The 18,346-nt window shown below is 45.0% G+C and carries 17 protein-coding genes; 14 read left to right on the forward strand and 3 right to left on the reverse strand.

The genetic code is table 11. The annotated features are described in order from the left end of the window. Positions 1-41 precede the first annotated feature (41 nt). The 6 genes from treC (at position 42) to BV455_RS18750 (ending at position 7,460) form a co-directional block, all read left to right on the forward strand. Complete coding sequence (gene treC, locus BV455_RS18725; RefSeq protein ID WP_081161885.1) at positions 42-1,733, forward strand: alpha,alpha-phosphotrehalase; 1,692 nt, start codon at positions 42-44, stop codon at positions 1,731-1,733. 23 nt (positions 1,734-1,756) lie between these two features. Beyond that, positions 1,757-2,470, forward strand: coding sequence for a trehalose operon repressor (gene treR, locus BV455_RS18730; RefSeq protein ID WP_190977449.1), 714 nt, complete (start codon positions 1,757-1,759; stop codon positions 2,468-2,470). A 145-nt stretch (positions 2,471-2,615) separates the two neighbouring features. Beyond that, positions 2,616-4,028 (forward strand): Na+/H+ antiporter NhaC family protein, encoded by a 1,413-nt coding sequence (locus tag BV455_RS18735; RefSeq protein WP_218687547.1) that lies wholly within the window; start codon positions 2,616-2,618, stop codon positions 4,026-4,028. A gap of 181 nt (positions 4,029-4,209) precedes the next feature. After that, positions 4,210-4,641, forward strand: a complete 432-nt coding sequence (locus BV455_RS18740) for an acyl-CoA thioesterase (RefSeq protein ID WP_017434066.1) — start codon at positions 4,210-4,212, stop codon at positions 4,639-4,641. An 85-nt stretch (positions 4,642-4,726) separates the two neighbouring features. Further along, positions 4,727-6,226, forward strand: a complete 1,500-nt coding sequence (locus tag BV455_RS18745) for an aminotransferase class V-fold PLP-dependent enzyme (RefSeq protein ID WP_017434067.1) — start codon at positions 4,727-4,729, stop codon at positions 6,224-6,226. A 70-nt stretch (positions 6,227-6,296) separates the two neighbouring features. After that, positions 6,297-7,460: an acyl-CoA dehydrogenase family protein gene (locus BV455_RS18750; protein ID WP_017434068.1), complete on the forward strand. Its 1,164-nt coding sequence runs from the start codon at positions 6,297-6,299 to the stop codon at positions 7,458-7,460. Positions 7,461-7,491: 31 nt separating this feature from the next. On the opposite strand, the gene speE is transcribed toward BV455_RS18750, so the two are convergent. The 3 genes from speE to BV455_RS18765 all read right to left on the reverse strand — a co-directional run bounded on the left by speE (position 7,492) and on the right by BV455_RS18765 (position 9,140). Next, positions 7,492-8,367: a polyamine aminopropyltransferase gene (speE, locus tag BV455_RS18755; protein WP_017434069.1), complete on the reverse strand. Its 876-nt coding sequence runs from the start codon at positions 8,365-8,367 to the stop codon at positions 7,492-7,494. An 87-nt stretch (positions 8,368-8,454) separates the two neighbouring features. Next, a complete protein-coding gene (locus tag BV455_RS18760; protein WP_169735603.1) occupies positions 8,455-8,604 on the reverse strand; it encodes a hypothetical protein in 150 nt (49 codons plus the stop codon). A gap of 92 nt (positions 8,605-8,696) precedes the next feature. Next, a complete protein-coding gene (locus BV455_RS18765; protein WP_042408089.1) occupies positions 8,697-9,140 on the reverse strand; it encodes an Rrf2 family transcriptional regulator in 444 nt (147 codons plus the stop codon). Positions 9,141-9,310: 170 nt separating this feature from the next. Here BV455_RS18765 and hmpA point away from each other — a divergent pair, with 170 nt between their 5' ends. From hmpA to BV455_RS18805, 8 genes are all read left to right on the forward strand, one after another. Then, complete coding sequence (gene hmpA / locus BV455_RS18770; RefSeq protein WP_218687548.1) at positions 9,311-10,543, forward strand: NO-inducible flavohemoprotein; 1,233 nt, start codon at positions 9,311-9,313, stop codon at positions 10,541-10,543. Positions 10,544-10,623: 80 nt separating this feature from the next. Continuing rightward, the gene (gene msrA / locus BV455_RS18775) at positions 10,624-11,595 is read left to right on the forward strand and encodes a peptide-methionine (S)-S-oxide reductase MsrA (protein WP_218687549.1); all 972 of its coding nucleotides are present in this window, start codon (positions 10,624-10,626) and stop codon (positions 11,593-11,595) included. 90 nt (positions 11,596-11,685) lie between these two features. Then, positions 11,686-12,588, forward strand: coding sequence for a formyltetrahydrofolate deformylase (gene purU / locus BV455_RS18780; protein ID WP_218687550.1), 903 nt, complete (start codon positions 11,686-11,688; stop codon positions 12,586-12,588). 151 nt (positions 12,589-12,739) lie between these two features. Then, positions 12,740-13,114 (forward strand): replication termination protein, encoded by a 375-nt coding sequence (locus BV455_RS18785; RefSeq protein WP_017434075.1) that lies wholly within the window; start codon positions 12,740-12,742, stop codon positions 13,112-13,114. A gap of 160 nt (positions 13,115-13,274) precedes the next feature. Continuing rightward, complete coding sequence (locus BV455_RS18790) at positions 13,275-14,141, forward strand: ATP-binding protein (RefSeq protein ID WP_217499500.1); 867 nt, start codon at positions 13,275-13,277, stop codon at positions 14,139-14,141. 10 nt (positions 14,142-14,151) lie between these two features. Further along, on the forward strand, positions 14,152-16,071 hold the full coding sequence (locus BV455_RS18795; RefSeq protein ID WP_218688071.1) for a vWA domain-containing protein: 1,920 nt from the start codon (positions 14,152-14,154) through the stop codon (positions 16,069-16,071). Between the two features lie 19 nt (positions 16,072-16,090). Beyond that, entirely contained in the window at positions 16,091-17,332 is a 1,242-nt protein-coding gene (locus tag BV455_RS18800; RefSeq protein WP_017434078.1) for a DHH family phosphoesterase, read from the forward strand. Between the two features lie 495 nt (positions 17,333-17,827). Beyond that, positions 17,828-18,022, forward strand: a complete 195-nt coding sequence (locus tag BV455_RS18805; RefSeq protein WP_081162366.1) for a hypothetical protein — start codon at positions 17,828-17,830, stop codon at positions 18,020-18,022. Positions 18,023-18,346: the final 324 nt, after the last annotated feature.

The following is an 18,346-nucleotide window of genomic DNA, read 5'->3' on the forward strand; positions in this document are numbered from 1 at the left end:
GTATCGTTTTTATCCAATAAATTAAATGAGGTGATGACAGCATGGAACAGCAACCATGGTGGAAAAAAGCGGTTGTGTATCAAATCTATCCGAAAAGCTTCAACGATACAAACGGTGACGGAATCGGCGATTTGCCAGGAATCATCGAGAAACTCGATTATTTAAAGCTTCTTGGCGTCGATGTCATTTGGCTGACGCCGATCTACAAGTCACCACAGCGCGACAACGGTTATGATATTAGCGACTATTTTCAAATTCATCATGAATATGGGACGATGGAAGACTTTGACCGCCTGCTAGAAGAAGTGCACAAACGCGGCATGAAGCTGATCATGGATATGGTCGTCAACCATACGTCGACGGAACATGAATGGTTTAAGCAGGCGCGTTCGTCAAAACAAAGTCCATACCGAAACTTTTACATTTGGCGCGATCCGAAGCCGGATGGAAGCGCGCCGACAAACTGGCAATCAAAGTTTGGCGGCTCGGCATGGGAATATGATGAACAAACCGGGCAGTATTATTTGCATTTGTTTGACGTGACGCAAGCCGATTTAAATTGGGAAAACGAAGAACTCCGCCGCCGCATTTACGATATGATGCATTTTTGGTTTCAAAAAGGCGTCGATGGGTTCCGATTGGATGTCATTAATTTGCTTTCGAAGGACCAGCGTTTTCCTGATGATGATGGTTCGGTGCCGCCGGGGGACGGCCGCAAATTTTACACGGACGGGCCGCGCATTCACGAGTTTCTGCAAGAAATGAACCGCGAAGTATTTTCGAAATACGATATCATGACGGTCGGGGAAATGTCGTCAACGACGATTGACCATTGCATTAAATATACGAATCCAAATCGCCATGAGCTAAACATGACGTTTAATTTCCATCATTTAAAAGTAGATTATCCGAACGGGGAAAAATGGGCGGTCGCCGATTTCGATTTTCTTGCCTTGAAACGGATTTTATCGGAATGGCAAGTCCAAATGCATAAAGGCGGGGGCTGGAATGCGCTCTTTTGGTGCAACCACGACCAACCGCGCATTGTGTCGCGCTATGGCGATGACGGAAAGTATCATAAAGAGTCGGCGAAAATGCTCGCTACCGTCATTCATCTGATGCAAGGCACTCCGTATATTTACCAAGGCGAAGAAATCGGCATGACCGATCCGAAATTTGAGCGCATTGACGATTACCGCGATGTGGAGTCGCTCAATATGTACCGCATTTTGCAAGGACAAGGCAAAAGCGAACAAGAAGTGCTGGAAATTTTAAAACGAAAATCGCGCGACAATTCACGGACGCCAATGCAATGGGATGACAGCGAGCACGCCGGGTTTACGACCGGAACCCCTTGGATTCGCGTCGCAGACAACTATAAACAAATTAACGTCAAAAAAGCGCTCGAGGATCCGACGTCGATTTTCTACCATTATCAGCGCTTGATTCAGCTGCGCAAACAATATGACATTATTACGACCGGAGACTATCAGCTATTGCTTGCCGACCATCCGCAAATTTTTGCCTATTTGCGCAACGGCGAGAAGGAAAAGCTGCTTGTTGTCAACAATTTTTACGGCAAAGAGACGACGTTTGTCCTGCCGGATGACGTAGAGATCGACGGCTACGCGGGAGAAATATTGTTGTCGAACTACGCCGACTCGCCAAGCGAGTTTCGCACGATCCAACTTCGTCCGTATGAATCGATAGTTTATTACTTAAGTAAATCGTGATACAATACATGTCGGTGAGCGAGATGCATGAAAATAAATATTTAGCGATTTATCACGACCTTGTCGAAAAGATCCGCCAAGGTCATTGGAAGCCGTATGATAAACTGCCGTCCGAACATGAGCTAGCCGGTTGCTATCACACGTCACGGGAGACGATTCGCAAAGCGCTTAATCTGCTTTCTGAGCATGGCTATATTCAAAAAATGAAAGGAAAAGGCTCGATTGTTTTAGATGTCGGAAAGTATAATTTTCCTATCTCTGGGCTCGTTAGTTTTAAAGAACTGGCGCAAAACATGAAACAGCCGGTGCGAACGATTGTCCATGAGCTGGAAATAATCAAACCCAATTCGTACTTAAAGCAACAGCTGCAAGCGGCAGGCAGAGACGAAATATGGAAAGTCATCCGTTCGCGTGAAATCGAAGGAGAACGCATCATTTTAGACAAAGACTTTTTTCTGAAAAAATATGTACCGACACTGACAAAAAAAATATGCGAAGATTCCATTTACGAATATTTAGAGAAAAAGCTGAAATTACACATCAGCTTTGCGAAAAAAGAAATATTTGTCGACCGTGTGAATGAAGAAGACCGAAAATATTTAGATATCTGCGGATATGACTATATTGTCGTGGTCAAAAACTACGTTTATTTAAATGACGCGACACTGTTTCAATATACGGAGTCGCGGCACCGGCTTGATAAATTCCGCTTTGTTGATTTTGCGCGGCGCAAGTAAATGGGCATTTGTCTTATTGAAGGCAAATGCCTGTTTCTTTTTTATTTTTATTTAATTTAAAAAACTATGTTCTAAATAATCAACTCTAACGATCATAAATTTCCGTAATTATGGCCATCCTTTTAACGATGAAAGGGTGAATGGAATGGAAGGAACATGGCTGTCGTTATTGCCGTTTCTCATCATCATTCCGCTGGCGATTTGGCTGAAAGAAATTTTGCCGGGTCTTGTCATCGGTTTGATCGTCGGAGCGATTTGTTTGAAAAAAAGCGTGCTTGCGGCGGTGGAACACGCTGTATTGGCAATGCTCGAAACGATCAGCGATATCGAGCATATTAAAGTGGTGGTGTTTTTGTATTTGTTTGGTTCCTTAATTGGGATGATGCAGATTACCGGCGGAATAAAAGGCTTTGTGGAGTGGATTGCGGAAAAACTTCATTCGAAGCGGAGACTGCTGTTATTTATTTGGCTCACCGTCCCCTTTACTTTCTTCATGCCGATGTTTCGCATTATGCTGCTTGGTCCAGTGATGAAATCGGTGCTTGGAAAGTTCCGGATCGACAGAAGGAGAATGGCTTATATTATCGACGTGTCAACCGAGCCGATTATCGTCCTTCTTCCGGCAGCGACCGCATTTGTCGGCTTTATGACGTCGGTTGTGGCAGGGGCGCTGAAGCAAAACAAAATCGATGCATCAGCCTATCAATTATTTTTGCAAAGCCTGCCATACAACTTTTTTGCCATTATTGCGTTAGGAGTCGGGCTGTTTACCACGTTTATGAACGTGAAGATTGGAAAGAAGGAAGGAAAAAAAGAAAAAGACAAGACAAACGAGCTTCACGGGTTGGGGCTGCGCAAAGAGATGGCACTGGTGGCAGGAGAACCGCTTCATTTATTTTTTCCGCTTTTTCTTGTGCTCGTGCTGACATTCTTTTTCTTTTGGTATGATGGGAAAAGAAAAGGTGCAAGAACGTTTGTCGACGCATTTTCGCTAGCCGATGCGATGTTGGTGATGCTCATTGCCCTGTTTGTAACAATCATGATTTCTGCAGCTTTTTATCTTGTACGCAAACAACCGCTGCATGAGCTGATTTATCATTTTTTTGCCGGAGGCAATCAATTAATGGCGCCGATTGGGATGCTTCTTCTCGTTTGGGCCGTATCATTGGTCGCTGATGAGTTAGGTTTTTCCGCTTACGTTTCCTCTAGGTTTGGGACATGGCTGCCAAAAGAAATTGTGCCCGCCGCCGTATTCGTGATCGGATCGTTTGTCTCTTATTTTATTGGCTCCTCGTGGGGGACATGGGGGATTTTTATGCCGCTTGGAATCACGCTCGCCAAAGCGACAGAAGCACCGCTGGCGATGACGATTGGAGCGGTGTTTGCAAGTGGAACGTTTGGCGCTTTCGCATCTCCGCTAGGGGATACGACGATCACCACAGCGTCGATTATGGAGATGGATTTAATGGGCTATGCCAAATATAAATTGCGCATTTCCTTATTGTGCGGAGTTTTATCGGTTCTTGCATATCTACTGGTGCCATTCTTGATAGGATAGCGGCTCGAAGGCAACGGCATCGCGCTTTTTGCGTTAGATGCCGCTTTTTCCATTATTTTAATCATAAACAAAACTATGTGCTAAATAATCAACAAAATATAAAACAGTTGCCGAAATAAAAAAATCCAGCTATGATAAAAACAACATACTGACTAGTTAGTAAACAGAGAGGGAGAGGTTTATGGCGACTCATACGATAACGGTAAACATTCGCTTTTGTGAAACAGATGCGCTCGGCCACGTCAGCAACACCAGCTATTTTATTTATTTGGAGGAAGCGCGCATTCGCATGTTTGAAGAATTAGGGTATGGAAGCAATATAAAAGACTGGTGTTTTATTCTCGCCTCGGCAAAATGTGATTTTGTCAACCAGGCGTTTTTCGGTCAGCGTTTAAAAATTGAAACGAATGTGGCGAGAATCGGCAATAAAAGTTTCCAGTTCGTCCATCGCATTTTGGACGAGAAAACGGGAACGTTAATCGCGCTTGGCGAAGCGACGACTGTCTACTTTAACTTTCAAACGCAAAAAAGCGAACCAATTCCTGAGTATTTAAGAAAACAATTGGAGCGTTATCTTATTTCCGAGCTGAATGAGGTAACGAAAAAAGAGTAGGAAATCCGCCCTGATCAGGCGGATTTTTTTATGGACCAAACAATGGTTGTAACATACTTTATGAATAGGAGAAAGGGGGAGGCCGATGGAAATTAAAGCAAAAATAGGGGAAACGACGTTTACATGCCGCGGGGATTTAGAGACGTATTTCCGCCCATTTCGTGAAGCAACGATCGGCACGGATTTTACGTTTTCCACACCGTTTGGCGAGCAGAAGCTGATTTATGCCGACTGGACGGCAAGCGGCCGCCTTTATCGACCGATTGAAGAAAAAATCATCGAGGAGATTGGGCCGCTGGTGGCGAATACCCACACCGAGTCCAATATTACGAGCACAAAAATGACGTTAGCATATCAATATGCCAAAGAAATCATTAAACATCACGTCCATGCCGGAAAACATGACGTGATTATCATGGAAGGGCCGGGGATGACGAGCGCTGTCAATAAATTGCAACGGCTTTTGGGATTACGTGTGCCTGAACGGTGGAAAGCACGCCTTTCCCTTGCCGATGACGAACGCCCCGTTATTTTTGTGACGCATATGGAACATCATTCGAATTTGCTATCATGGACGGAAACGATCGGGGAAGTAATCACGATTCGTCCAACTGCGAATGGGGATGTAGACGTTGACCATTTGCGTGAACTGCTAGAGACATACGCGCACCGCCCGTTAAAGATCGGCGCTTTTACTGCCTGTTCCAATGTGACGGGCATCCAAACCCCATATCATTTTCTGGCCAAAATAATGCATGAACACGGCGGCATTTGCTTCATCGATTTTGCCGCTTCCGCTCCATATGTCGAGATCAATATGCATCCCGCTGACCCGCTTGAAAAACTAGACGCTATTTATTTTTCACCGCATAAATTTCTAGGAGGCCCGGGAAGCGCAGGGGTGCTTATTTTCGATGCGCGGCTGTATCAAAACCGCATCCCTGATCATCCGGGGGGAGGGACGGTTCTATGGACCGATCCATGGGGAAATTATAAATACATCGAAGACATTGAGACGAGGGAAGACGGGGGAACGCCTCCGTTTCTGCAAACAATCAAAGCGGCGCTTGCCATTCGCTTAAAAGAGAAAATGGGAGTTGAGCGTATACAGAAGCGGGAAAAGGAATTAACGTCCCTGTTGCTGTCGCATTTAAAACAAATTCCCCGCGTCCGTGTGTTAGAAGGACATCGCGAAGACCGGCTTGGCATTGTCTCGTTTATCATTGAAGGAATGCATTATAATCTTGTTGTCAAAATGTTAAACGACCACTTTGGCATTCAAGTGCGCGGAGGCTGTTCGTGCGCCGGCCCGTACGGCCATTATTTGCTTGGCATTGATAAAGAACAATCAGAAACACTGATGAAGCAAGTCGAGCAAGGAAATTTATTTGTCAAACCAGGATGGGTACGCATTTCGCTGCATCCGATTATGACAAACGAAGAGGTGTATGACATCATCCGCGCCATCCGCCATATCGTCCGTTACGCAGACACGTGGAAGCAAGAATATATGTATGATCAAACCAAAAATGAGTTTTACCATCGTGGCGACGACCGCTATGTCCGCGGTTTCTTTGCATTGTGAGACATATTGGTTTCCTCCCCGCCCCGTAACAGGTAAAATAAAAACATATTAGAAGAGAAGGGGAGAACGAATGAACGAGCTATATCATTTGCTATTGCGCACGGAGCGGGAGCGAAATTTATACGAACAGGCGCGCGAGCTGGCCGCCAGGTTTCACGAACGGGCGGCCTGGCATGATGAATACGGAGAATTTCCGTTTGCCAATTTCCGTGATTTAAAACAAGCCGGTTTTCTATCCTTAACCGTACCAAAGCAATATGGCGGAGAAGAAATTTCCTTATATGAATTTCTTCTCGTTCAGGAAACGATCGCCCAAGGCGACGGCGCGACCGCATTGTCGCTTGGCTGGCATTTAGGGATTTTGCTAAGTTTGGCGGTGACGAAAAAATGGCCGGAGCCCGTTTTTGCCCGGATTTGCCGTGAAGTAGTAGAAAAGCAGGTGTTATTAAACAGCGCTCATTCCGAAAAAGCGACCGGCAGCCCGGCGCGCGGCGGAAAACCGGAAACGACCGCTGAATTTCGCAACGGACGCTGGGTGATTTCCGGGCGCAAAACGTTTGCTTCACTGGCGCCGGCGCTCGATTATTTTATTATTTCCGCGACGATCGAAGCGACGGGCGAGATCGGCAATTTTCTTGTGCCAAAAACGGCAAGCGGCTTAACGATCGAAAAAACGTGGAATACGCTTGGGATGAGGGCGACGCGAAGCGATGACATCCTTTTAGACAATGTCGAAGTCGAAGAAGAGGCGCTTGTCGAAATCATTGGCACGCCAAAGGCTGGCCAGCCGGCGCAAGGCTGGCTTTTGCATATCCCTGCCTGCTATTTAGGCATTGCGATTGCCGCACGCAACGAAGCGATTCGGTTTGCAAAAGCATACCAGCCAAACAGCTTGCCGCATCCGATTGCCGAAGTGCCGGAAGTGCAGCGGAAAATCGCGCAAATGGACATACAATTGATGAATGCGCGCCACTTTATGTATGCCATTGCCGACCAATGGGACCGTTATCCAGAAAAAAGAGCAGAGATGAAGGAAGAGCTGGCAGCGGTAAAATATACAGCAACCAATACGGCGGTAAATGTCGTTGATTTAGCGATGCGCATTGTCGGAGGACAAAGTTTATTTGCAGACAATCCACTGCAGCGCTACTATCGCGACGTCCGCGCCGGGCTGCATAATCCGCCGGCCGATGATATTACCGTTTCCATCGTGGCCAAGCGCGCCCTACAATAAAAGAGCAGTCTACTCAGACTGCTCTTTTATCTTATCGTTTTTCCAATGCGGTTTTCAAAAATTGCGGAAGCTCGAAACATTGTTTTAATATGCCTTCATTCACATATTTCGTATCCGCTGGAATGGCGGCTTGTTCCGGGAAGGAGAGCGGTTTGGTCGAGCCGATTGTGAAGCTCCATAATCCTCCTGGGTAGGTAGGCACGGTCGCTGTATATACTTTTACATGCGGAAATAATTCGCCAATATTGTTATACGTCCGACGTAAAATATCTAAATGGAAAATAGGAGACTGGCTTTGGCACACCATTAGTCCGTCATCTTTTAATGCGCGGCGGACGTTGGCGTAAAAATCTCGAGAAAAGAGCGCCTCCGCTGGACCGACCGGGTCAGACGAATCGATAATAATGACATCATATTCGTTTTTATGTTCCCGGACAAATGCAACCCCATCATCGTAAATAAATTTTACGCGCGGGTCGGATAAGTTGCCCGATACTTCTTGCAAATGCGCTTTGCACGCTTGCACTACTTTTTCATCAATTTCTACCATATGAATTTCTTCAATATGTGGATATTTCGCCGCTTCTCTCGCCGCACCGCAATCACCGCCGCCGATAATCAACACTTTTTTCGCCGCTGGATGCAGCTGCAGCGGAATATGCGAAATCATTTCATTATAAATATGGCCGTCGATCGATGTCGTTTGCACCACTCCGTCGAGGACGAGCATGCGGCCGAAATCGTAGGAATCTAAAATCATCACATGCTGAAATTCCGACGGCTCCGAGAAAATAACGTCTTTGATGCGATAGCTGATTTTCAAATTTTCGCGGTCATCCTCAGTAAGCCAAAGTTCGCCGTTTTCGACTTTTACATAAGGTGGTAATGTATCTTGCACGCGTTTCATTGTGACCTCCTTTTCATGATCATCGCTTATTTTGTCGCACGTCTCTAATATTAATATATTTTGCGAAATGTGACAAACAAAAGGATACTAACGGCCTGTTCCCGATGTATTCATCCCGCCGCCCATATTAGACGATTGATTTCGCTTTTCTTCTTTCCCATCATCGTTGCCGCAGCCGGCGAAAAGACCAGTCATAAGACAAAACATCGATAAAAGCAGAATCCACTTTTTTCTCATGTTTTTCCTCCTGAAAGCGATTTTGCTTATAGTATGCCTTTTATCTTTTGAAAAAATAAAAGGAGCTTGCTCTTTACACTAGAACAAGCTCCTTATTGTTCTCCTTTACGGAAAATCGCTTGTAAATGTTGTTTATTGGCAAGTAAATCGGCCAATGTATACGAATCCAGCACATGCAAAAATGCCTCCAGCGCTTCATGCAACACGTGTTTTAGCTGGCAAACCGGAGTGACGATGCAATGATTGCCATGACTGGCGAAGCATTCGACAAGGGATAAGTTGTCTTCTGTTTGGCGGACAACCGTACCAATTCGAATGTTTTCCGGTTCTGTAGCGAGACGAATCCCTCCGTTTCGTCCGCGGATCGTCTCAATATATCCAAGTTTGCCAAGTTCATACACAATTTTGCTTAAATGATTTTCCGAAATAGAAAAAGTGCGGGAGATTTCTTTAATATTTGTTTTTTCTCCACGCTCCAGCGCCCCTAGAAAAAGAAGAACGCGCAATGCATATTCCGTATAGTTGGTCAGCTGCATTTACTTCACACCTTTGAAATTAGCTTTTTAGTATTATTGTACCATAATCCATCCCCCAACAAGAATTGTGAACAATTTGTTAAAGATGTATTTTAAATATTGCTTTTAAGAAACAATCATGGTTCAATTAAAGATGTATTTAAAATACATGTTTTATGGGGGATGTAAAAATGGGTACAACAACAACATTAAGCCAAAAAACAATTGAAATTGTGAAAGCGACCGTTCCTGTACTTGAACAACACGGGGAACAAATTACGAAGTGGTTTTATCAATCCATGCTCTCAAATCATCCAGAACTGCTCAATATTTTTAACCATGCCAACCAAAAACAAGGACGGCAGCAAAGAGCGCTTGCGGCAGCAGTTTACGCTGCGGCGAAATATATCGATCAGCTGGAAGCAATTTTGCCTGTCGTCGAACAAATTGCCCATAAGCATCGAAGCCTGGGAATTAAACCAGAGCATTATCCGATTGTCGGCAAACATTTGTTGCTGGCGATTAAAGCAGTGCTGAAAGAGGCGGCGACAGACGAAATCATCAATGCTTGGGAAGAAGCATATCAAGCCATCGCCGATGTATTTATTAAGGTGGAAGCGCAATTGTATGAAGAAGCCGCATCCAAACGGGGAGGATGGAAAGATTTCCGCCGTTTCATCGTTCAGAAAAAAGTAAAAGAAAGCGATGTCATTACTTCGTTTTATTTCGTTCCTGAAGACGGTGGGGAAATTAGCGAGTATTTACCAGGACAATATGTCAGTGTCAAAGTCTCTATTCCAGGGGAAAAATATACCCACATTCGTCAATACAGCTTATCCGATGCGCCTGGAAAAGGCTATTACCGCATTAGCGTCAAACGGGAAGCGGCAACGGCGGACAAACCAGCCGGGATTGTATCCAACTATTTACACGATCATGTTCAAGAAGGGGATGTGCTTGAATTAAGCGCACCGGCTGGTGTCTTCACGCTCGATATGTCAAAAGAAACACCGGTTGTGCTCATTAGCGGCGGCGTGGGCATTACGCCACTCTTCAGCATGGCAAGCACAGCTGTTTCGCATCAACCTAATCGCCAAGTAACGTTTATTCATGCGGCAATCAATGGAAACGTTCACGCGTTCGATCAAGCGTTGCGCCGTTTAGCGGAACATCCGTCATTTTCGTATCATGTATGCTATCAGTCTCCTTCGGAGGAAGACCGGAAACATCCTTATTTCGGAAAAGAAGGGTTTATTGATTTACCTTGGATACAATCGGTTGTATCGAATAAAGAAGCAGATTTTTATTTCTGTGGACCGATCCCATTTATGAAAACGGTCTATCATGCGTTAAAAGAATGGGGCGTTTCCGACGAAAATATTCATTATGAATTTTTCGGCCCAGCCGGCGATTTAACGAAATAATGATTAGATGGACAGGCACCTTTCTGTTTGGAGGAAGGTGCCCTTTTTGATATGATAAATAAAAAGGAGGGATGCGTCTTATGGGATATGAATTAGCGACATTTGCCGGCGGTTGTTTTTGGTGCATGGTTTCGCCATTTGAAGAGCAGCCGGGAATTATCCGTGTCGTTTCCGGGTATACCGGCGGCCATAAAGAAAATCCGACGTATGAGGAAGTATGTTCAAAAACGACCGGCCACTATGAGGCGGTGCAAATTACCTTTGATCCGGACGTATTTCCATATGAAAAGCTGCTCGACATTTACTGGCGGCAAATCGATCCGACCGATGACGGCGGACAATTTCACGATCGCGGTCCGCAATATCGCACGGCGATTTTTTACCACAACGAAAAACAGCGCCTTCTCGCGGAAAAGTCGAAACGGGAACTCGAAGAAAGCGGTCGCTTCACAAAACCGATCGTGACGAAAATCCTGCCGGCATCCACGTTTTATCCGGCGGAGGAGTATCACCAAGATTACCATAAGAAAAATCCGCTTCGCTATAAACTGTACCGGATCGGCTCGGGTCGCGATGCGTTTTTAAAAGAGCACTGGCGGGATAAAAAGCGGGAAGAAATGTTGCGGAAAAAGCTAACTCCTCTTCAATTTGAAGTGACGCAGCGAAACGGGACGGAACCGCCGTTTGACAATCCATACTGGAATAACAAACGCGAAGGAATATATGTAGACATCGTTTCCGGGGAACCGCTCTTTAGTACGAAAGATCAATTTGATGCGGGCTGCGGTTGGCCGAGCTTTACGAAGCCGCTTCATCCGGAAAACATTAAAACGGAGCTCGATTTAAGCCACGGAATGATTCGAACGGAAGTGCGGAGCCGTAAAGCGGATTCCCACTTAGGTCATGTCTTTGACGACGGTCCGGCGCCAACCGGTCTCCGTTATTGTATTAATTCCGCTGCATTACGGTTTATTCCAAAAGAAGATTTAGAAAAAGAAGGATATGGAGAATATTTATCCTTATTTGAGACGGACGATAAGGCAAATAAATAAAAAAACGGTTGGCATTCCGACCGTTTTTTTATATGATGTTTTTTATATGATGAAGGATAAATAAATAATATACAGGGGGAAAATGGCCATATGCAAACATTTCGTGAACATCGCTGGCAATCGTTTCTACAAACCTATGAAAACCGGGCTCGTTTGTTAATTTCATGCCCGGACAAACCAGGTATTGTTGCGGCGGTGACATCGTTTTTATACGAACAGGGCGCAAATATTGTAGAATCTAGTCAATATTCCACTGATCCTGAAGGAGGCACTTTTTTCTTAAGAATCGAATTTGATTGTCCGGATATCGCGGTGCGAAAGCAAGAGATCGAATCCGCTTTTCAGCCCATCGCCGCATCGTTTCATATGGATTGGCGCCTCCGCTTACATAATGATGTCAAACGAATCGCGATATTTGTGTCAAAAGCAGAGCACTGTTTGCTCGAGTTATTATGGCAATGGCAGGCAGGGGAGCTGATCGCTGACATTGCGCTTGTCATCAGCAACCACGAATATTTGCGCAGCACGGTTGAATCGATGGACATCCCGTACTTTCATATCCCAGTGACGAAAGAAACGAAAGCGGAGGCGGAACGAAAACAAATCGAATTGTTAAAACAATATGAAATCGACACCATTGTGCTCGCCCGCTACATGCAAATACTATCGCCAGCTTTTGTTGCTGAGTTTCCGGGAAGAATCATCAATATTCACCATTCGTTTTTACCCGCGTTCGTCGGAGCCAGACCGTATGAGCGGGCATATGAGCGCGGTGTAAAACTGATCGGTGCCACGTCGCACTACGTGACCGATGATTTGGACGAAGGGCCGATTATCGAACAAGACGTCGCCCGCGTCGATCACCGTCATCATCCAGAAGACCTGAAACGCATAGGTCGTATCATTGAAAAAACGGTGCTCGCCCGCGCCCTGAAATGGCATTTAGAAGATCGCGTTATCATTCATGGGAACAAAACGATCGTCTTTTATTAATACCGCTTCAGAAAGGAAAGAGGGAGCCTCTTTCCGTTTTTCTTTATGATATAATAAATCCATGTTCTAAATAAAAAGTCATCGCAAAAGAAGGATTTCAGCCCAAAAGAAGAAAATATAATAAAGCAAATACACAAGGAGGAAAGAAAAAATGGGAGAGAAACGAACACCAAGTGGTTTTCTGTTAAAACAGCGTGCGTTTTTAAAACTATATTTAATCACGTTAACGGAACAGGAACGTTTATATGGACTTAAAATTTTAGACTTGCTGCGTCAGGAGTTTAAGCCATACGGATATCGCCCCAATCATTCAGAAGTGTACAAAGCGCTGCATGATTTAATTGAGGATGGAATTTTAAAACAAGTGAAACAGAAAAAAGAGGGAATGAAATACCAAGAAGTGGTATATTACCGTTTTGCCGATGGCGGATATGAAAAAGCAAAACTGTACAAACGGCAGTTAAAAGCGGAATTAGACCGCTGTGCGGCGCTCATCCGCAAAGCGATTGAGGATAATTTCAGCTGACAGGGAGCTATTAAGGTACGGTAACGGCTCTCTGTTTTCTTTTTCTGCTTATTTTACATAACATATTTATTGTATATAAATATTTTTTTTGCGTGAAAATAGGACATTTAGTAGAATAATAACCGTAATTGTTAAGAGAAAGGAAGACTACTGTGTGAAACTGCCAGAGAAAATTGAGCAAATCATCCAATATCGAAAAAACGCATTTCTCAATGACAATGACGCCGATCTGATCGGAAAAGGCGGTTACACCGCTTCCGATGAAGCGATTCTATATGATGCCATTGTGGCGCTGGCCCTTGGGAAAAATGTGCTCTTAAAAGGTCCAACAGGCTCAGGCAAAACAAAGCTAGCCGAGACGATATCCTCCATCTTCGGCCAGCCGATGCATAGCATTAACTGCTCTGTCGATTTGGATGCCGAAGCGCTGCTCGGCTTTAAAACGATTCAAAACCGTGACGGAAAAACGGAAATCGAGTTTGTTCCAGGTCCTGTCATTCAGGCAATGACAAAAGGACATTTATTATATATTGACGAAATCAATATGGCAAAGCCAGAAACATTGCCGATTTTAAACGGTGTCCTCGATTACCGCAAAATGATTACCAATCCATTTACCGGGGAAGTGGTAAAAGCAAAAGAAACGTTTGGTGTGATCGCTGCCATCAACGAAGGATATGTCGGCACCGTGCCGCTCAACGAAGCGTTAAAAAACCGCTTTGTCGTCATTGAGGTTCCGTATATTCAAGGGGATACATTAAAATCCGTCTTGCTGGCACAAACTACATTAACGGACGAAAAGCTGATCGATCGTTTTGTTGCCTTGTCTGCTGATTTAATTACGCAAGTGAGAAACGGACAAATCTCTGAAGAAGCCGCTTCGATTCGCGCGCTCATTGATACGTGCGATTTAGCCGTTTATTTGCCGCCGCTACGCGCCATTGAACGTGGCATTGTGGAAAAACTGGAAGACGATCGTGAAAAAGCAGCGGTACGCAACATTGCGGAAACGTTGTTTGCACAATGAGGGAGCAGCCATGGAACGGTTTATTTTATTTAACGATAAAAAAATTGACTCCTTTTTGTTTATGCAGCTGTCTGATTTGGCGAAAACATTGGCAAGGAGCGGAGACTGGGAGATCGAATTCGGCTTTCAATCGTATGTCGACTTTCGCGGGCGGAAGATTTACGTCAGCCATTTTTGGGACAACCGTCCAAAGGAAGAAAAAGAACATGGCCTAAAGAGCGATGTATGCTTGCGAACCGTCGGAACACTCTTTCATACCGATATGGCACAAGTCATCCTTTTTCTCGATCAGGTAAAACAGACGGCCATTCCTCATTTTGCAAAGCAGCTGTTTATGTTGGCCGAAGATTTGCGCTTAGAAGAGATTTGCAAAAAGGAGCGGCCTGGCACAAAAAGATGGTTTCGCACCCGCCGCGATGTATACCGCCGCTATTTCCAAAGCCAACTGAGCGCCAATTTAACAAGAAGCGTTTATACCGATGCCCTTTTTTCCGCCATTTATTTATTATTGACATCCGATTCGCCGGTGGAAGACATTCCCGCGATGAACGAGGCGGTCGACCGCATGATGCCGTGGCTTCGTCAGACGCTTCCGCAGTATTTTGATGCTGCTTCGACAAAGGAAGTGTCCCGCATCACGCTGCAAATTACGGAAGCGCTCGGCGAAATACTCGAAAGCGATATGCTCAACACCTATTTTTATCTGCCGGAAAACAGCTATGACAGCGGGGAAACAGGACTCGCCTTGTCTGATTTAAAGCGTACGGATCCGCTTGCGAACTGCGATGTGCTCGACAAAGAAAAACGCGGCGATGAAGACGTCCATGAGCAGGAAATGCCGACATGGCACCGCGAAACAAGCGATATGGCGAAAAGTTTTTTCCGCTTTGAACTGGAACGAGGCTCGCGGACGGATTTATTGGGAAGTAGCGCGCGCCCAGGCGAGGACGGAGACCAAGCGCTTGCGATGGTGCAAGGTTCCGCGCGGCAAACGAAGCGGAACGATTACGCCAAACGAAACGAGGTCGTGCGAAGCGACGACTACGACCGCAGCGGTAAAGGGAAGATTTATGGCAAGGAAAACCGATATGCGGAGGCGGTCTTTCTCGTTCCATATCCACCTTCATGCGAACATATCGCCGCATATGAACAAATGAAAACGGAGATTTTGCCGTACCAAAAAAAATTAAAACAAATGATCGAAAAAACGCTCGAACATAAAAAAATTCAGCCGCGTACCGATTTGCATGCCGGCCGCCTGCATAAAAAACTGCTTCGTTTTTGGACAGAAGAACAGCCGCGCCTGTTTTATAAAAAGCAGCAGCCATCTCCGCGCATAGACGCCGCTTTTACCTTGCTCGTCGACTGCTCGGCATCGATGTACGATAAAATGGAAGAAACGAAAAAAGGAATTGTTTTGTTCCATGAAGCATTAAAATCTTTGCTTGTCCCACATCAAATCGTCGGCTTTTGGGAAGACCCAAATGAAGCAACGGAAACAAAACAGCCAAACTATTTCCAAACAGTCATTTCTTTTGCGCAATCGGGCAAAAAACAGTACGGGCCGGCGATCATGCAGCTTGAAGCGCGGGAGGATAACCGCGATGGATTTGCGATCCGCATCATGACGGAACAGCTCCTTGAACGTACGGAAAAACAAAAATTTTTACTTGTCTTTTCCGATGGAGAGCCAGCCGCATACGGCTATGAACAAAACGGGATTATCGATACGCATGAGGCCGTCTTAGAAGCACGCAAACAAGGAGTGGAAGTAATCAACGTCTTTTTAGCAAACGGGGAAATGGATGAAGGACAGCGGCAGACGATTCAAAACATTTATGGAAAGCATAGTGTGCTCGTGCCAAATGTCGAACAGCTTCCTGACTTTTTATTCCCTTTATTGAAAAAACTATTGTATAAAAGTTTGTAAAGAAAAGGATGGGTGCTGAATGGTGAAATTGTTTACCGACAGCGATTTAGATGGAATCGGCTGCGGGTTGCTGGCAAAATTAGCGTTCGCGGAAGTCAATATTTCCTTTTGTTCGTACCGCAACTTGGATGAACGAGTAAGACAATTCCTTGAAGACGAGCAAAACAGGGAAGCCGAGCTTTTTATTACCGATTTGGCCGTCGGTGAAGAAGTCGAGAAAAAATTGGCGGAGCGTTTCAATGCCGGCGGTCATGTGCAAGTGATCGACCATCACGTCACCGCACTTCATTTTAATCAATATCCATGGGGATGGGTCAAGCCGACCGACGAACAAGGCAAGAAAACGTGCGCTACATCTCTGTTTTACGACTATTTAATCCGTGAGGGAAAACTTGAGCGGAACGAAACGCTCGATGAGTTTGTCGAACTCGTCCGCCAGTATGATACATGGGAATGGGAAGAAACGAACAATACGCGCGCCAAACGGCTGAATGATTTATTGACGATTTTAGGACTGGATGAGTTTTGGGACAAAATGAGCGAGCGGCTTGCTGCTGGTGGGCCGTTTTCCTTGACAGAAACAGAAGAACTGATTTTAGACATGGAAGAAAAGAAAATCCAGCGCTATATTCGCATGAAACAAAAACAGCTCGTTCAACGCTGGTTTGGCGATTATTGCGTCGGCATCGTCTTCGCCGAACGTCATCTGTCGGAGCTCGGCAACGCCCTGTCGAAACGCTGTCCTCATTTAGATTTCATTGCCATGGTCAACATGGGAACGAAACATATCGGCTTTCGCACGATTCATGATACCGTGAACGTTGCTGAATTTGCGAAGCAGTTTGGTGGCGGAGGCCATCCGAAAGCGTCCGGCTGCTTTGTCGACGAAACAACGTTCCCGCTTTTTGTTGTCGACACGTTTCCACTTGCGCCGGTATATCATGATGCGGAACAAAACAAGCTCAATACAAAAGATCAAACAGAAGGGTTCTTTTTTACCAATCATCAAGGCCAATGGTTTTTCTTTCAGCAAGCAGAGGAAACATGGATGGTTTGCCAGGAAGGAAAAGAGAAACGGTCATTCCTGACTCAAGAAGAAGCCGAGCGCTGGATTAAACGGCAATTTGCCGCTGGATTGGCCGATGACCAGTCGGTAATCGACTATTTGCACCAACAGTTGTCCTTAGAAAAAGAAAAAATCAAAGAAGAATATGTCCATGTTTTGCAGCAATATAAACAAAAAACCGGCATTCCTTCATGATGCCGGTTTTCCTCTGTTCCATCTTTATCCTCCATTATACAAAATTCCCTTATTTGCTATTTTTCTTCCCTCTCATTTCCTTATAAATATATAACCCATACGGCTCGAGCCAGCGAATTGCTTGCAACGATCACTCGCGATTACGGAATATCAGTCACCGATTTAAAAGCGTGGAATTGATGAAAATCCGAACTCACTACCGCCGGACAAACATTGTTCGTGGCCAAACCTGCAGACATACCGAAATCTCCGGGCACGCCTCGCGGCAAAAATTTCGGAATGTACGATGAGAACTGGAAGGCAATCAATCCATACACGTACGTAGAATATTGAGAATGGAAGATGCAGAGCAACTGAAAAAAACAGGCTTCCGTGTAAGTGAGGAAAGCCTGTTTTTGCTGCTGTATAGAAGAAAATGTTAACATAATTGTAACAGTTTTTATGTTTAGGAAAAACAGTTTTTGATTATAATTGATAAATAGGGAGGTGAGAAAAGTGAAACAGTATGTCTTTTCCTTTTACACAGAGCAAGCAAAACCAGTGGTATGGGAAGAAGCCATCTTGGCATCTGGAATGATGGAAGCCTTTTCAAAAGTGAAAATGTTAATGGCGAAATACAAGCAGGAAAAAGGTGTGCCAATCCGTGTAAAATACAAAGGCGTTCGCTACCGTCATACCGATATTGCCTAATGAATCAACACGGAAGGATGATATCATGATTTCCCTACTGCAACGACAATGCAGCGGGTAAACGTGCAGCGTTCCTGGATGAATTGAGGAACCGCTGCACGTTTTTATTTATTCGATTTAATCCATATGGTTTTAACCATTTGACAAAAAACATCGCATACCAGCGGAAAGCCTTGCTTGAAGGGGGGAGGGGAGCCGTCATAGGGCATAGATAGATGGATTCGAGCGGCAGGACCGCGCATACATATATACGTGCATACATACGGTTTAATATTTAATATTTTTGAACGAAGGTCTTGCGATGATTATGTTGGCTATGGTCTT

The organism is Parageobacillus caldoxylosilyticus (assembly GCF_019272935.1).
GTDB classification, from domain to species: domain Bacteria; phylum Bacillota; class Bacilli; order Bacillales; family Anoxybacillaceae; genus Saccharococcus; species Saccharococcus caldoxylosilyticus.

What these genes read in the sequence shown, in the direction of transcription:
- treC (WP_081161885.1), top strand. Translation starts at nt 42, where the DNA reads ATGGAACAGCAACCATGGTGGAAAAAAGCGGTTGTGTATCAAATCTAT.
- treR (WP_190977449.1), top strand. Translation starts at nt 1,757, where the DNA reads ATGCATGAAAATAAATATTTAGCGATTTATCACGACCTTGTCGAAAAG.
- BV455_RS18735 (WP_218687547.1), top strand. Translation starts at nt 2,616, where the DNA reads ATGGAAGGAACATGGCTGTCGTTATTGCCGTTTCTCATCATCATTCCG.
- BV455_RS18740 (WP_017434066.1), top strand. Translation starts at nt 4,210, where the DNA reads ATGGCGACTCATACGATAACGGTAAACATTCGCTTTTGTGAAACAGAT.
- BV455_RS18745 (WP_017434067.1), top strand. Translation starts at nt 4,727, where the DNA reads ATGGAAATTAAAGCAAAAATAGGGGAAACGACGTTTACATGCCGCGGG.
- BV455_RS18750 (WP_017434068.1), top strand. Translation starts at nt 6,297, where the DNA reads ATGAACGAGCTATATCATTTGCTATTGCGCACGGAGCGGGAGCGAAAT.
- speE (WP_017434069.1), bottom strand. Translation starts at nt 8,367, where the DNA reads ATGAAACGCGTGCAAGATACATTACCACCTTATGTAAAAGTCGAAAAC.
- BV455_RS18760 (WP_169735603.1), bottom strand. Translation starts at nt 8,604, where the DNA reads ATGAGAAAAAAGTGGATTCTGCTTTTATCGATGTTTTGTCTTATGACT.
- BV455_RS18765 (WP_042408089.1), bottom strand. Translation starts at nt 9,140, where the DNA reads ATGCAGCTGACCAACTATACGGAATATGCATTGCGCGTTCTTCTTTTT.
- hmpA (WP_218687548.1), top strand. Translation starts at nt 9,311, where the DNA reads ATGGGTACAACAACAACATTAAGCCAAAAAACAATTGAAATTGTGAAA.
- msrA (WP_218687549.1), top strand. Translation starts at nt 10,624, where the DNA reads ATGGGATATGAATTAGCGACATTTGCCGGCGGTTGTTTTTGGTGCATG.
- purU (WP_218687550.1), top strand. Translation starts at nt 11,686, where the DNA reads ATGCAAACATTTCGTGAACATCGCTGGCAATCGTTTCTACAAACCTAT.
- BV455_RS18785 (WP_017434075.1), top strand. Translation starts at nt 12,740, where the DNA reads ATGGGAGAGAAACGAACACCAAGTGGTTTTCTGTTAAAACAGCGTGCG.
- BV455_RS18795 (WP_218688071.1), top strand. Translation starts at nt 14,152, where the DNA reads ATGGAACGGTTTATTTTATTTAACGATAAAAAAATTGACTCCTTTTTG.
- BV455_RS18800 (WP_017434078.1), top strand. Translation starts at nt 16,091, where the DNA reads ATGGTGAAATTGTTTACCGACAGCGATTTAGATGGAATCGGCTGCGGG.